The organism is Geobacter metallireducens GS-15 (assembly GCF_000012925.1).
GTDB lineage: Bacteria > Desulfobacterota > Desulfuromonadia > Geobacterales > Geobacteraceae > Geobacter > Geobacter metallireducens.
Genome location: NC_007517.1, coordinates 3,434,391 through 3,450,160 on the forward strand (window position 1 = coordinate 3,434,391; position 15,770 = coordinate 3,450,160).

The window sequence follows — 15,770 nt, forward strand, 5'->3', positions numbered from 1 at the left end:
TAATGCTACTCTTTGCATAGTTAGTGCTACAAAATCGCAATTTTCAATAGATAGCGCTACAAAATTGCAGAGGGGCGCATGCCAGTCCGCAAGATCCCCAAGACATACCGCTCCATCTCCGGCAGGTTCCCGAGCGCCATCAACGGACGCTGCATCGGCTACGAATCCAAACTTGAGCGGGACTACTATCTCCGCCTTGAGTTCGATCAGACCATCGCAAGCTACGAGGAGCAGCCAATCAGACTTTCCGGCTCGGTTGATGGCAAGGAGGTGTCCTACACACCAGACTGCCTGGTCAAATTCCTCGACGGCAAACCGCCACGAATCGTTGAAGTCAAATCCCAGGAAGAATTAGACAAGAAAGCCGAAGACCTCGAGCGAAGGTTCTCTCTTGCGAGAAACCACGTCGAGGGACAAGGTGGCGAATTTGTCATCATAAATGAAAAGGATATCTATGATGACGCCCTTGCCAACTATCGCCTCATCTACCGCTTCGTCAAGCCTCCCCCTAATATCGAAACGAAACGAAAGCTAATCATTGGAATACTGGAGCACGCCGGGCCCCTGCCTCTCAGAGATCTTCTAAAGTCCCTTGGAGAGGACCGCATAGCCCAAGCCCATTTCACCCGTGCAATCTGGCACATGTTGTACACACGTGAAATTGAGGCCGATCTGAGCAAGCCAATAAGTCATAGCACCATATTGAGGATCTCAAATGGCACAGAGAATCTCTCTTAAGGCCGGAAGCATCGTCTACTGCGGGAACGTGGAATACGAGGTCATTGGCCCCGTAGACTTCAACTCCATCAAGGCGCGCAATGTCATCGACGGAGCAATTCGAGTCCTGACATTGGGCGAGCTATCGGCACGAAGTACAGATGAAGAGAAGGTCCCTGCTGCGCCACTCAACTGCCTTTCCGAAGAAGAGCAGAAGATCGCCTTGCAGCGGTTCGAGATCATCAAACCCGCCGTGAGGAATCAACTCTCACGCAAGAAAATCGAAGAGCTTGCCGCGCAGAATGGAGTTCATTTCACGACTATCTACCGGATGCTTCGGGAATACGGAAAATCGGCAACGCCTTCTTCCCTGCTACCGAAGACGCATTGCCGTGGCGGCAAGGGACAACATCGAATAGACCAGGCTGTGGAGGATATCATACGGCAGCATTTCAACGCCATAGCAGAAGCGAAACTGGTCGACATCACAAAGGTCTCCATACAGTCTCTCCAAACAGCCATCCAGAACAAATGCAAGATTGCGGGATTGAAGGCGCCAACGTGGGTCACCGTCGCCGAGCGGCTAGAGACATACCTAAAAGAGCAGAATATCCCAAGACAGAGGGGCCGCAGGAAAAGACGCCAACGCCTCACTGCGGGAGGTACATTCCCAGATGCGAAATGGCCTCTTGACGTGGTGCAGATAGACCATACGCCACTCGACCTAATATTGGTTGACGATAAGGACCGCGAGCCCATTGGCAAGCCATATGTTTCTCTAGCCATTGACGTTTATAGCCGGATGGTATTGGGTTTCAGCCTATCATTCGATGCGCCGAGCATTTTTTCGGTCGGCCAATTGATTGCCCACTGTATCCTTCCTAAAGACCATTTCCTAGAAAGCGTAGGTGTCAATGCGAGGTGGGATGCATTCGGTATCATGCGGACCTTGCTACTTGATAACGCCGGGGAATTTCGCAGTGAAGACTTCGTTCCGTTTGAGGAAGAATATTGGGTGGAGATCAGTTGGCGCCCTGTTGGTAAGCCTGAATACGGAGGGCACATCGAGCGGTATGCCAAGACCCTTAACGGTAAAATCCATGACGAACCCGGCAGCACGTTTTCGGGCATCAATGATCGCGGCGACTACCCTTCTGAAGAAAAAGCCGTCTACACCATTGATGAGATAGAGAGATGGCTCACCGTACTCATCGCAAAGGAATACAACGAGGAAAAGCATTCAGAGTTGGGCATTTCACCACGTAAGAAATACGAGCTCGGCATTTTCGGGGACGACAAGACCGTAGGAATCGGGCTCCCAGACATAGTCGAAGACCAGGAACGGCTCAAAATTTTTCTTCTTCCGACGTTTTGGCGCACAATACAACGCGAGGGGGTAAAACTCGACAAGATCAAATATTTTCACGATATCTTGAGGCACTGGGTCGGCAAAACGGACGAAAACGGCAACGCTCGCAAGTTTCTGTTCAAACGCGATCCGAGGAAGATAAGCCCCCTCTATTTTTTCGACCCCGACCGAAAGGAATTTTTCAAACTTCCATACAAGGACCTCACCCGGCCCCCGATGACCATCTGGGAACTTCAGGGTTCCAAAAAGCGCTGCAAGGAAAAGGGGATCGACGATCCAGGCGAACAGCAGATTTTCGAAGCCTATGCTGAGCGGATGAAGATCCGGGAAGAGGCGGTCGCGAAGACCAAGCAGGCCCGGCGGGAGCGGGAGACCGAGAGGCGACGGGGCAAGAACAAGCCTATTGATCAGACAGACCGTAGCAACGCCTTCGCAAGAACCGATGAACAGTCCGCTCCATTGGATGACATCGCGAGCATTTATGATGACGCATCGCTGCTGGATGGCGTGATCGTGAAGAAAACTTCGGGGGAAGAGTAACGTGACGATAGATGACAAGCATGTCGCCAGACTGCTCCCCGATGCCAGGGAAATGATTGGCAGGAGCCTCGAAGAAAGGATCCATTACATCCATCAGGATCGCTGGCTCCCCTATCCCCAGGCAGACCGTCTCCTTTCGAAATTCGAGATGCTGTTGAAGATGCCGCGGAAGATCAGACCGCCCAGCCTTCTCATCGTCGGCGATTCCCATTGCGGCAAGAGCACCTTGGTGCGGCGATTCAAGGACGCTCACCCACCCACCGACGGGCTTTACGAGTCGGCCTGCCCAGTCTTTTACCTCGAATCCTGTCCCCCTGAGCCGGATGAAGGCAGGCTCTATGACGAGATACTTACGACTCTCAAGGTCCCATTCCGTTACAACGACAGGCCAGACAAGAAGTTGAGCGAGGTTATCTACCAGTTCGAGCAGATTCAGGTCCAGATGATCATTCTGGACGAAATCGGCCATGCATTGAGCGGGTCAGTTCTCAAGCAGCGGGTCCTTCTGAATGCGCTTAAGGCGCTCCATAACAAGATGCACGTCCCCATCGTCCTGGTCGGCACGATGGAGGCCCTGTACGCAACGAGCAGTGACGAGCAGTTTGCCAGCAGGTTCAAGGCAGAACACCTTCCGCGGTGGGAATACGGCAACGAGTTCCAGAGGTTCCTCGCACGGCTCGAGCTGACCCTTCCGTTGAGCATGGCGTCTCTGCTCGCTGCTCCCGAATTGTCAAAACTGGTCTTCGAGCGGACAGAAAGCGGATGTATCGGCGATTTTGTGGACTTGATCAATGAGGCAACCATTATGGCGATCAATGGCGGGAAGGAGCAGATTACTGCAGAAGAAATCAAAGGCTGCGACTTCACCCCGTCGTCAAAGAGACAACCGCCGGCGGAACGAGGCCTCAAGTGACCAAGCTGGTGTACAAGGTTCGCAGGAGGGGGGCATACGCCCACTACAACTTCCCCCTCAAGCTGCGGCCCCAGAAGGATGAACTCCTGAGTTCCTGGCTCATCCGCCTGGCCCTGCGGCACCGAACCATGCCGATGACGTTCACCAACCTGTACATGCCGGAGACCAAGAACATGTTATGGTCTGTCGACATGGACCTGCAGTCAGCCCCGGATTTCCTGTCGACATTGGCAACGAAAAGCGGTGCGCCGTTGGAAGCACTGCAGGCAATGACGCTTGAGGGTTATGAAGGGTATCTGTTCGAAAAGGCTTTTACGAAGACTGGGGGTACGCAGTTTATCTTGCCGCTTCGGATGCGTGGGCGTCAGAACACCTCACACGGCCTTCGCTTCTGCCCCGTATGCCTGCGGGAAGATGAACAGCCTTACTTCAGGCGAAAGTGGCGGCTTTCGTTTTCAACTGCCTGTGTGCGGCATAAATGCTTTCTTCGGGACAGGTGCCCGGCCTGCCTGGCTCCGCTCACCGTTTACCGCAGACCTTCGGTGGTGGACTTCCCGAACTGCGACAAATGCGGCTTCCCGCTTAAAAGTGCCGAAGTCGAACCGATCGCCAGGGGCTCATACGGGTTGAAAGCAATTAAACGCATGTATGCGATTCTAGGCTGCGGGTTTATCATGCTCGGAGAGGTGCCTGTCTACTCATTCCTCTTTTTTATCATCATCCACCAACTATGGAAGGCTGCCCATTTCTGGGATAAGACCGACGGCTTCTTGCATCATGAAGTAATGAAAGACCGCGTCGACGACCTGACATGGGAACTCAAACCCACTGTTTTGGATCAAATTCGCCTGAAGGAGCAGTATCTGTTTTTTTCCGGACTGATGCACCTGTTCGAGGATTACCCGCACAGACTGATGGATTACTGCCGCCGGAACCGATTTGGCAAGACGGAACTTACGAGGGATTTGCGTATCGTTCCTTATTGGTATTCCAAGATCGTCGACCGATTTGACCATACGTTTTGGCCTTTAAGCTGTGACGAGGTCTCGAGTGTATTGGAATATATGAAATCCAAAGACATGGATGTGCAATTGGATCGAGTGAAATCGCTTATAGGTAGGGGGATCGACTTCAGGAAGCGAACAGACATCGCAAAGGTCTTTGGCGCCGCTGGGAGTCGCGTGACATAATATGGATATGAAATTTGTTCGGAAGCGATCTAATCACCGGTTTCACCAAAAAGGTCGAAATCTGACACCTTGACATCCTTTACCATTAACGACCTCCTTGAACACGTAGATTTACCTCATTTTCGTGCCGAGAAAACCGGGCCCACCATACAATTTACAATAAATCATCAGCAACACTCCGTATGTACTTGTTGACGTAGAACATATCCGGCTGATGGGCGGCGGCTCTGGTCTTAATAGTAAAGTTTGCCTCTACCGAATTCTGTGGATTGAACCTGCTTGATTGGTGCAATTCCCCACCCCTTGGGGCGATTGATGTATCCAATAAAGGTAGTAGATACCCCGCTGTTTGCGGCGGGGTGATTCATTTTACGAGCACATGGTTCGCTTAAACTCCAGCTTTATTTGTGTATATATTTTTAATTTGTTTTGTCAAATCTGGCAGGAGACGGGGTCTCCCCCCGCCGACCTCCCACACCACTAAAGGCTTGTTTATCGTTGGTTGGTATACTATTTTATGCAGGCAATGGTTGGCCTGATATGATGGTATTAAAATGCTTTAATAAATAAGGAGGTCTCGTTTTTTATGGAGCCGAGGCCACATTTCAACACATCGACTGCAGAACTTGATGCAATTTACAGAAAAAATATTGATAACATCTCAATACTCAACGAAATTCTAAAAGAACTTCACCATCGCGAAAAACCAAAAGCCGTCCAATTACGGAATGAAATTACCGCTACTTTAGCTAAGAAGAAACAGGGGAGTACTTCTGTAGCTGATACCAAGCAACAAGCTGCAGCCCCCAAGCCACTTTCAACGCCAAGCCAGTCTTCACTTGCATTGACGCCACCAATTGCTCGTGTAGCACCTGTACAGACGCAATCTCGGTCAGTTTCTCCGCCCACAATACCAGCACCGCCCCATCCTCCACCCGTCCAATCCGAACAGCATGCACAGCCGGAACCACATATAAAAGCCACAACTGAACCAACTTCACCACCACAATCCCAATCTCAACCAGTGAGACCGTCAGTGCTCAAGCCACAGCTTAATAAGCAGCAAGTACACGTTCTCAATGTGATCGAGTATCTGTCATCCCTTGCCAGAGTTAATTCTATAGTAGTCAGGGATATCACTAACTACCAGAACACTCTCTGGCTTTCAGATATCCCCCGCGACGGGACAAACTGCTATTCAAGGACGTGGGGGGCTGACGAAAGCATTCCTGACGATGTATGGCTGGAAGTGAAAAAAATGCCGGAACCCCCAATGCCTGCAATCCCCAAGGTTTGTGAGCATTGGGTTGATGAATCTCTCCTGCGTAAGATCGACTTTGTACCCACTCTTCGGCAATCGATTGTGCTGAGCAAAAAGTTTATCGACCCCGTTACAGGCGAAGAGCATGAAGAAATAGAGACAAAACAGCTATCTGACAATCCAGCGGTAGTCATTGCATGGGATGGCTATATTCAGCAAAAATGGCAACCTTGGACAACAATCTACAAAAAGCACCTTGAAATCCAGAAGGTCTTTGGCGCTCTGTTCAGTATTTACCAGGAACAGCAACGTCTTGGCGAGCAATATGAACTGGTCGTTGGCCTGGGGTTGTTGACATGGCAACAACCGGGTGGACAATCAGTGCGTCGGCATTTATTGGTAGCCAAGGCCTCTCTCGAATTCGAATCCGCAATAGGACGGTTTGCCGTAAAACCTGCTCCAGATGGCGATCAATCTGAAGTCGAACTCGATATGCTTGACCCGGAATCCTATCCAGCAAATTCATCGTCACTGATAGCATCTGGCAGGCAATTGCGGGACAATTTCTGGGACAGAACGATTTCCAATGCAATACTGGCTTCCATATCGAACTCTCTGGAAAAGCAAGGCAGAGGCAATTATCAGGCGGAAATCGACCGTGCAAGCGGTGCCAGTGCTACCGATATCCCTCTTATCGAATTCGCTCCAGCCTTGATACTGAGAAAACGGTCTCAAAAAGGGTTGCTAAATATCCTTGCCGATATGCGTCGACAGGTAGAAATGGGGTTGGAAATACCGGAGCAGTTCCTTGACCTGTGTGAAGTCTCAGGTCAGCATGAAATGGCCAATGGAGGGGATGCGCTGGAAGCTACCCCCCCTGATCATATCTACTTCCCTCTTCCTGCAAACGAACAGCAACGACAGATAATCTACAAGTACAACAAACAGAATGGGGTACTGGTGCAAGGCCCGCCCGGTACCGGTAAATCTCAGACAATCTCGAACCTGATCTGTCATCTGTTGGCAACCGGGCAACGGGTCCTTGTAACTGCAAAGACGGCAAGGGCGCTTGAGGTTCTTCACCAAAAGATTCCTCCCGTCGTAAGTCCACTGTGCATCAGCATGCTTGGCAGCGGCACGGAAGAACGTGAATCGCTTGAGCGAAGCGTTAATGGCATTCTGAACAACGTCAATACCCGTAACGATCTTGTTGCCGCCAGGAAAATGGAAGAGCTTGAACAAAAACTCCATGACAACAAGAAAGCCGTTGCCGAAGCCCAATATGCATTGATCGCCTTGCGGGAAAAAGAAACATTCCAACATACTCTGGCTGGAGGAGCATATACCGGTACCGCTGCAACCATTGCTGTCAAGCTTTTGGAGGATACCCCCCTATATAACTGGCTTGATGATGAAATCAGCGATAGTGACGAAATCCCCCTCACTCGTTCGGATTTAGACATTTTGTCTGCAATGCTGCTTGAGATCAGTGATGAGATGGAAGCTGAGTACAGCAAGCATGTTCCTGACATTGCCAAAGATATCCCCGATTGTGAATACCTACGCAACGCATGGCAGGAGCTAACAAACCATGAGCTTACGGCAAAAGCCAGCGAAGCCAGGTTAAGTTCCATTTCAGGACAAGCTATAGCACGGGCGGCATATGACCAGATCACCACTCTGAACGAAACCATGACCCGTCTTGTAGCTGAAATACATAGCGTCATGCGTCGTCCTCTGCCATGGGTAAATGGGGCAATCAGGGAAGTACTGGCAGACCTTGACACCCCATGGAAACAGCTGCACAAGCTCACAACTGAACGGCTTGGTGAGCTGAAAACACTTGCGCAAAAAACTCAGTCTCTTACGGTGGAAATTCCGGCATCCATGGATTTGATGAAATTGCATGGCGATGCCAAGACCCTACTGGACCATTTTTCCGCTGGGGGTGGTCTCAAGCAGTTCGGCTTTTTTGGACATCCAATAGTAAAAAAACATGGTGAATCCGTAAAACAGGTACGGGTGAACGGTCAGGAATGCGTAGACAGGAATGTGCTGCCAAAGCTGGTCAGCTATCTCGAGGTGAAGTTTCTGTTGAAAGAAATCTGGTCTTTCTGGGTTGGTAAAGTTACCTGCCAGCCAGAAAAACACCCACTAATGCAGATTGCAGAGATTGATGAGCTGATTGAAGCACTAGAGCACATTTTAAGTCTGTATACGCTCCGCGCAGAAGTTCTTGCGGTAGTCGAAAGGATTCATGGTCTGCCCCGTCCACAATTCGAGAATGTCGAATCGCTTGATGAGCTTATGAACACCTGTCAGGACGTTCTCAAGCAGTCTGTTCTCAAAGATCTTTATCAAAAAATGCTGCAGGAAGAAGGTCGCATATCGGCTGTAGTCGCCCATACTAATGCCCATCCGCTTTGTGGCGAGCTTTTCCAGTCATTCAAGGTGAGAAACGCAGACAGTTATTGTGCCGCCGTCAGTAAAATCAAGGCCGTTGGGGCACAGCGCTCACGGGTCATAGCAAAACAGGCCTACCTTGATGCCATTGCCTCAAAAGCCCCTCGGTTTGCAGCAACCCTGAAAAACGTACATGATAAACAGGTTGCCGTGCAACGCCTCAAGGGATTGGATAATGCATGGGCATGGAAACAGGCATCTGACTGGATGTACAAGTTCCATAATCAGGATGGGAATGTGCTTGAAAGGAACATTCACCGCCTTGAAGTCTCATCAGCAAAGGCATTGGAAGAACTTGCCGCGCTTAAGGCATGGTCACACTGTTTTTCCAGAATGACCAGAGATCATCAGCAACATCTGGTTTCCTGGCATCAATCCATGCGTCGATTGGGCAAAGGAACGGGGAAGCATGCTCACAAGCATCGTCAGGATGCTCAGAAAAGCCTGAACGAATGCAAGGGAGCTGTTCCTTCGTGGATCATGCCGCTCCACAGGGTTTATGAAACGGTTGAGGCATCCCCCGGTTGCTTTGATGTGATTATCGTTGACGAAGCATCGCAGTGCGGTTTTGAAGCGTTGCCTCTTTTGTACCTTGCCAAGAAAATCATTGTTGTTGGTGATGAAAAGCAGATAAGCCCTGAAGCTGTCGGTATTGACAGGTCGCATGTGTTCAACCTGATGCGGACGCACCTTGCCGACTTTAAACATAGTGCTTCCTTCGATATTGAGAACAGCCTGTTTGCCCATGGGCAGATTCGTTTCGGTAACAGAATTACCTTGTGCGAGCATTTCAGGTGTGCTCCCGAAATTATCCGTTTCAGTAATGAGCTGTGTTACACCTCTGATCCGCTCATCCCCTTGAAACAAGTCCCACCGAATCGGCTTGAACCGTTGAAGGCGGTTCATGTCCCATCAGGGTACAGGGAAGGCAGTGGACAGACCATTGTCAATAAGCCTGAAGCTGAAGCGATAGTTGAGCAAATCATCAAATGCTGTAAAGACAGCAAGTACGACGGTATGACGATGGGGGTTATCGTTCTTCAAGGTGATGCCCAGGCAAAAATCATTGAAGACATGCTAGTAAAGCGGTTGGGTACCGAAGAGATGCAGGAACGGCGGCTATTGTGCGGCAACCCGTACAGCTTCCAGGGCGATGAGCGCGATGTTGTCTTTATGAGTATGGTTGCAGCAAAGAATGAACGGATTGGCGCTTTCACTCAAGATAAAGACATGCGGCGCTTCAACGTTGCTGCAAGTCGTGCAAGGGAACAGATGTGGCTGTTCCACTCCGTTACCAGTAACGATCTCAGCAGCAGTTGCTTCAGAAGACGGCTGTTGAACCACTTCTATGATACGTCTGTTCGCAAGGTAGCCGGAATATCCGTGGAGGACTTGCAACGGGCTGCCCATATTGCTGACCGCTGGCGTGAGCAGCCGCCTGATCCGTTCGACAGCTGGTTTGAAGTAGATGTCGCGTTGCACATCGCTGGGCGCGGCTATACGGTTATTCCGCAATTCGAGTTTGCAGGCAAGAGAATAGACCTTGTTATCCAGGGGGGCAGTGCACAGCTTGCCGTCGAATGCGATGGCGATCATTGGCATGGACGGGACAAATATGAAGACGATATGCAACGGCAGCGCATGCTGGAGCGCTGCAATTGGGTCTTTTTCAGAATAAAAGAAAGCTATTACCGCAGTAACAAGGAAAAGACACTGGAAGAACTTTGGGGAATGCTTGAAGCAAGGGGCATTTTCCCAAAAGGAAGCGAGCAATGTTCATCGGACGAATCAGCCAAAATGGATTCCGAACCGGCAAACGACCAAGAGGAGTTCGACCAGAATGATACAGGTGTAAATGATGATACGAATGATACATCAGATACAGATGATGTTGATTCCGAAATGGATAGTGAAGATGACATTGGCGAATCGGAAGTGCCTCTAGAAGGTTGTCCACTCTCAGCTCAAGAGGCGTTGAATGCGAAGCCTGCTGAATTGCGGCGATTGATAATTGAAGCAATGAAAACACTGCCGAATAATTCCTGTGTGCGTAAAGCATTACCAACAATCATCCTTAGAAAATGTCACATCAAAACAAGAGGGACGCCCCGTAAGTTGTTTACTCGAAAAGTGGAAAGCCAAGTGGCGGTTATGATCAGGGATGGGAAGTTGGTTGCGTATAAAAGCAAAAATGACCGGTTAAAGCTTGGGTGGCAATTTGCTACTGAGTCTTAAATTGGAGCTACTGTGCCTAAATGTACTGCACAAGAAATAATTAAAGAGATTTCAGAAGTTCAAAGCATTTCATTGCCTAATGACTGGTTTGATAATTTGAGTGACAAGCAATCTGTTTTTTCATCGCTGTATCAATGGATGACTGATAGTGGCAGAGTCCCTTCTGATCAGCTTACAACGTTACACAATAGAACTTATGTGGGAGAAAAGACATACAGCAAATTGCTTACGTTTGAAAGGAAACGGCTCGCCAAAACCCTTAAACTGCGTGGCGAAAAGCTTGAAGAGGCTGTTGCGTGGTCAGATATGAACTCTGGCCCGAAAAGCGAAATTGGCCAATCTCCCATTGCTGGCGATGTCATTCTGGTAATTCCTGAGTCTAGCAGGAAAGCGCTGAATGATTTTTCCATCCGGTTTCGTAATGAAAACTGGTTGGCTGCAGTCAAGAAAGTTAAGAATCATGCTGCAGGAGCAACATACTACCAATGGCTGGTTTCTCAGGTGGAGCGACCTGATCACATAGGAGATACCGCAAAAGATGCGGCTATTGACGATACATATCCGCGTGAAAGCAATGATTATGGTGAATTGATCACGTATCTGACTGCAAACGTATCCCATGCAGCTCTTGAATGCTTCAAGGATGGTTGGCTGGAATATATTCAGCAATACCCTGAAAGGATAAAACCTGCTGCATGGTGTGATGAATGTGGGCAAAAATTGAATATCGAGGATGCATTGATTGCCTGGAGCAAGGAAGACCAGAACGAAGTATTTATCCTTGATGCTGACTGCCGTGCAAAATTCGATGAATTTGATCCCATGGAATCGCGGCCACTTCCAGGAATTACCGGTGCTGACCTTGAGGAATTGGCAACAAAAGTAGGCTTGAGTGAACTCGACATAGAAAAGCTTGAAGAGAAACTGAAGCTATGGGCTGTTATTCCGGCATCAGGCAACTCTGGATGGGTATATTTCATAAAATCTGAAAGCAGTCATGAAATCAAGATCGGATATACCGCTGGCCCTATTGAAAAGCGGATAACCTCCCTTCAAACCGCCCATTCAAGCAATCTGCGTGTACTCGCTACTGTTCCTGGAACACGTGAATATGAAAAAGAACTCCACCGGAAGTTTGCAGATCACCGCCTCAAGGGTGAGTGGTTTGCTCCTCATCATGATCTGGTGTCATTTATTGCTGTACTCAAAGATAATGATTCTAGAGCAACATTAGTAGACCCGACTAACCAAACAGGACACTAGTGATATATTATTTCTTTTTCCCTATCTTTTTTGCTGGGGCGCCTTTACACAGATTCTCGTGAATGCTCGCACCGATTGAATTGGGAATAATATTGCTGTATTTTGTTTTTTCATCTTCATACGACCTGATAACGTTGCCGTTTTCAGCATAAATCAGTGAAATCGGCACTCTCAATTTTTGATTTGGGCAATCGACTTCAAACCTGCTCATAACATGTGACACATTTTTGTATTTTTCCTTTTCGTATTCGCTGATATCGATATCCTTGATATATTCTTCCTTGTCAGTTATTTCCCCGCGAATCCAGGCAACAGCAACTCCGTTCTTATTTTTTGTATATCCCTTCTTGTCGTAATAATAATTTACATCGCTGCTTGCTGCCACTGGTACCCAATTAGCGCCACGCTTGATATCGGCAAATACAATTGGAATCATCTCGCATGATTCAGCGTGCTTCATATCGCAAGCAGTTCGATAGTCGGTCAATGCTTCGGATTTCTTTCCGTCTTCGTAATAACAGTTTGCTCTCAGGTTGTAATTATATTCGGAATTTGGATTTAGCTTGATGCAAGTCGTATAGTCTGCAATAGCCTTCTTGTAATTTTTCAATTTGGCGTAATACTCCGCCCTGCCGTTATAAAATATCAAACGTTTAGGATGTTGTTTGATGAGGTCAGTATATATCCTGACGGCATCATCATATTTCTTGGTCTTTTCCATTACACCGTCTATATAAAAATAACCAAAAGTGACGTTGTCGCTTACAGACAAACCTTTCGTATAATACTCAAGGGCTTTATCGTACTTGTTGTTTTCTTCATAATACGAACCATACAAATAGTGTGCATCTTCATTATTAGGGCTGATTGAAAGCGCTTTTTTAGCACAATCCAGAACCTTGCTAAAATCATTTTTTATCTTATGCTGCCACCCCTTTTCAACATAATAATCCGCTTTCTTCGGATTCAGCTGTATTGCTGTTTCATAGAGTTTTATTGCCTTGTCAGCATTGGCATAGTCGCAAAATAGTGAATCTGTGAAAATACGGGCCTGTGTTGCATAAAACACATCATTGCCTGGGTTTATGGCGATAGCCTTGTTCAGATCATCAACCGCGTTACGGCACGATTCTCTGTTCGATGCCACGATTTGCTGATATTCATCTGATTTGCTATCTGCATACATTCTTCGCTGCAGATAGTAATTAGCTCTTTTCCCGTAATATTCAGCCTTCTTCGGGTTCAACTCGATTGCTTTGGAAATTTCCTCAATCGCTGCTGGAGTGTTATTCATAGAAGAATACTGCTCAGCATAATAAAGATGCTTCTCTTCGGGAGATTTAAATTCAACATTTCCCCGTTGGACAATCCGTATACCGGCTGCAAATGTTATCTTGTCGAAAGTCATGTTCATAGATTTTGAATTGAATCCAGTCATCGGAGGGCTGTCAGGAAATTCGATTATGTCACCGATGGAAATAGTGGTTTGCGTGACGGCAACCCATAATGGTGCACCATTCTCCTCAATTCTTATGTACGTGTAGCCACCACTGTCTGTCGCAAATAAGACCTTGCCCTTGTGAACAGCCCCTTCCGGTATCTGAACAACGTCCCGCTCGATATCCTCCGGGGTTACTGTCTCAAAGCCGGAAGGTGACTCTGCTCTCTTTTTAAGCCCCTTCACAGGGGGCGCTTTCTCCTGAGTGGGAAGATTAGTGACGTAGCTCGCTGGTATGGCAAAATTTAGGTTCTGGCCACCTGCCATAATCGAGGTGGCAACCCCTATCGCCTCCCCCTTGCTGTTCAGCACTGGACTGCCACTACTCCCCTGTGAGATGGGCGCTGAAATTTGCAGGAAACCATCTTCCCCTCTGATGGCGCTGATAATACCATCAGTAACCGTTGTCTCCAGACCAAGGGGGTTCCCGATAACTACGACATCATCACCTTGAGTGGGCGTAATGTTCGATGTCAGCTTAATAAAAGGCAGGTTCTGTTCCTTAACTCGAACCAGGGCAACATCCTTAACCGCATCTGCAGCGATGACCTCAGTCGGCTCAAGGAAAGTGCCATCGGATTTTTTAACATACAGAATGCCAGTAGTACTCTTATTCCATGGCTCTATGACGTGGGCATTTGTAACAATGATACCGTTCTGGTCAATGATGAACCCACTGCCACCAGCGACTATCTTTTGTTTATCTTCAACGTAAATGGAAACGACTGCGGACTTCTTGGAAAGAACAACCTCGGGTATTCTGGCGATGGAAACATGAGGAACTGAAAAAAGAATTGCAATAATTAGAAGATTTGTAATTAACCGCATAAAGCCCTCCATTTAAAGGCTGGATTTCATCGACATTTCAATTTATTAGCCTAACAACCATACAATCGTTAGCAACAAAATCAAGATGATGAACGAGCCGGCCAACAAAATGGTTCTTACGACCTCGAGTCCTGCACGCGTATCGAAAAATTCAATCGGTTTCGCACCTACTAATGCCAAAATCGAAGCTTTCAGCCACTCCGCCGCACCCTCAATACATCGGCTGCTTTAGCGAAGATTATCATCAGGCGAACAAGGTGATCTGTGAGATGAGGATTCAAGAGGCGATCAGCATCATAGCGCTGCAAGGAGCGCCAAGAAACAGGCAGCAATCCACATAGCTCCTTTACAGGAATACCAAAAGCACGTGCCACAATATCTACGGAACATCGAGGAGGTCCCTTGCGCGTAATAACGACGAGTTCTCTCTAATCAAAAATTTTCTTCCCTTCAAGAATCTTCTGAATCACTTGAATGCTCATCGAACCCTCCTCGGTCAGCCCCCGCTTGTCTTGGTCCGTTTCCGGAATTCCCATGGGGGTTCAGGATCGGCATCTTGCCAGATCCCTCGTTTCTCACTGCGGGCGATGTCCTCGTCATCAAGGAAATATGCACTGAAACGGTCGAGGTACTTCCGGAATGCCCATGACCATCCCTCTCGAACCATTTCCCGATTGATATTCCGATCCCCCAACCAGACAAAGGAAACCGATCGTCGATACTTGTCGATGCCCATCACCTCAAGTCGTACCGACTTGTTCGAAACCTTGTCAGCAAGAGCATGAAACGCCTCTTCACCGAAAGGTTGTCCTGGCTTTGTAACCACACCGGTCTTTCTGTTGATTTTCTCAGTTTCAGGAGCATCGATACCATACAGTCGAACCTTGACCCTTGTTCCCTCGGAATCGATGGTGATCGTGTCGCCATCGACGACCTTCACCACTTCCCCCTCGATGATCCGCAAGGGCTCCTTTGCCCATACCGGCAGAGAAATAAGGATTATCCATAACAGGACAACACCGCAAATTCGTTTCATCACGGCTCCACGAAGCTCAATTGTTCAAATCGACGTTCCAGTTCGACTTGTGACCATCGGAAATGATCAGGTGCGTAAACCCCATATCCCGGAGGTCTTTAATGATTTCCCCAGTTTCCGTGATTGTAGCAGCAAACGACCGGTCCACGCCAGGCCACTCGATACAAAAGGTTTTGCCACCATCCCCCTCTAAGTCAACCTTCGATCCCTGAAATTTCTTCGAGAACTTCTCCTGAAAGTTCAGGCGAAATCGCTGGCGTTGCTCGCTAGACACTTCCTGGCCCCGGGGCGTGGTATCGGACAGCCTTATTTCTGGCGAGGGTAGCTTCGCTGCCTTGCTTCGCATTCCGAATGTTATGGTCAGCAACGGGACAAGTATAGTAGCCAACAGCAGCAACCGTTTGTTGCTCCCGCGTTGCGATAATCCCCCGTCTCTTTCTTCTGTCGACATCTACCC

The 15,770-nt window shown here is 48.4% G+C and carries 10 protein-coding genes; 6 read left to right on the forward strand and 4 right to left on the reverse strand.

Going from position 1 to position 15,770, the window contains the following annotated elements:
* The first annotated feature begins 78 nt into the window (after window positions 1–78).
* The 6 genes from GMET_RS15275 (at window position 79) to GMET_RS15300 (ending at window position 11,951) form a co-directional block, all read left to right on the forward strand.
* Entirely contained in the window at window positions 79–738 is a 660-nt protein-coding gene (locus GMET_RS15275; protein WP_004513606.1) for a heteromeric transposase endonuclease subunit TnsA, read from the forward strand.
* Window positions 716–2,626 carry a Mu transposase C-terminal domain-containing protein gene (locus GMET_RS15280; protein ID WP_004513607.1) on the forward strand — a complete coding sequence of 637 codons (1,911 nt, stop codon included), beginning with the start codon at window positions 716–718 and terminating at the stop codon, window positions 2,624–2,626. Before GMET_RS15275 ends, GMET_RS15280 begins: the two co-directional genes overlap by 23 nt.
* A gap of 1 nt (window position 2,627) precedes the next feature.
* Complete coding sequence (locus tag GMET_RS15285) at window positions 2,628–3,539, forward strand: TniB family NTP-binding protein (RefSeq protein WP_004513608.1); 912 nt, start codon at window positions 2,628–2,630, stop codon at window positions 3,537–3,539.
* Complete coding sequence (locus GMET_RS15290; protein WP_004513609.1) at window positions 3,536–4,729, forward strand: TniQ family protein; 1,194 nt, start codon at window positions 3,536–3,538, stop codon at window positions 4,727–4,729. The genes GMET_RS15285 and GMET_RS15290 overlap by 4 nt, the downstream gene beginning before the upstream one ends.
* 586 nt (window positions 4,730–5,315) lie before the next feature.
* Window positions 5,316–10,688, forward strand: coding sequence for an AAA domain-containing protein (locus GMET_RS15295; protein WP_004513610.1), 5,373 nt, complete (start codon window positions 5,316–5,318; stop codon window positions 10,686–10,688).
* A 12-nt stretch (window positions 10,689–10,700) separates the two neighbouring features.
* A complete protein-coding gene (locus tag GMET_RS15300) occupies window positions 10,701–11,951 on the forward strand; it encodes a YozE family protein (RefSeq protein ID WP_004513611.1) in 1,251 nt (416 codons plus the stop codon).
* Between the two features lie 7 nt (window positions 11,952–11,958).
* Here the strand turns inward: GMET_RS15300 and GMET_RS15305 are convergent, their stop codons facing one another.
* The 4 genes from GMET_RS15305 to GMET_RS15315 form a co-directional block, all read right to left on the reverse strand.
* Window positions 11,959–14,277: a surface-adhesin E family protein gene (locus tag GMET_RS15305; RefSeq protein ID WP_004513612.1), complete on the reverse strand. Its 2,319-nt coding sequence runs from the start codon at window positions 14,275–14,277 to the stop codon at window positions 11,959–11,961.
* Between the two features lie 45 nt (window positions 14,278–14,322).
* Window positions 14,323–14,493 (reverse strand): antitoxin Xre/MbcA/ParS toxin-binding domain-containing protein, encoded by a 171-nt coding sequence (locus GMET_RS19305; protein ID WP_081431804.1) that lies wholly within the window; start codon window positions 14,491–14,493, stop codon window positions 14,323–14,325.
* Between the two features lie 280 nt (window positions 14,494–14,773).
* Complete coding sequence (locus GMET_RS15310; RefSeq protein WP_004513613.1) at window positions 14,774–15,313, reverse strand: thermonuclease family protein; 540 nt, start codon at window positions 15,311–15,313, stop codon at window positions 14,774–14,776.
* Between the two features lie 16 nt (window positions 15,314–15,329).
* On the reverse strand, window positions 15,330–15,764 hold the full coding sequence (locus GMET_RS15315) for a hypothetical protein (protein WP_004513614.1): 435 nt from the start codon (window positions 15,762–15,764) through the stop codon (window positions 15,330–15,332).
* Window positions 15,765–15,770 lie beyond the last annotated feature (6 nt).

Coding starts and splice junctions, on each gene's coding strand:
- GMET_RS15275 (WP_004513606.1), top strand. CDS start 79: ATGCCAGTCCGCAAGATCCCCAAGACATACCGCTCCATCTCCGGCAGG.
- GMET_RS15280 (WP_004513607.1), top strand. CDS start 716: ATGGCACAGAGAATCTCTCTTAAGGCCGGAAGCATCGTCTACTGCGGG.
- GMET_RS15295 (WP_004513610.1), top strand. CDS start 5,316: ATGGAGCCGAGGCCACATTTCAACACATCGACTGCAGAACTTGATGCA.
- GMET_RS15305 (WP_004513612.1), bottom strand. CDS start 14,277: ATGCGGTTAATTACAAATCTTCTAATTATTGCAATTCTTTTTTCAGTT.
- GMET_RS15310 (WP_004513613.1), bottom strand. CDS start 15,313: ATGAAACGAATTTGCGGTGTTGTCCTGTTATGGATAATCCTTATTTCT.
- GMET_RS15315 (WP_004513614.1), bottom strand. CDS start 15,764: ATGTCGACAGAAGAAAGAGACGGGGGATTATCGCAACGCGGGAGCAAC.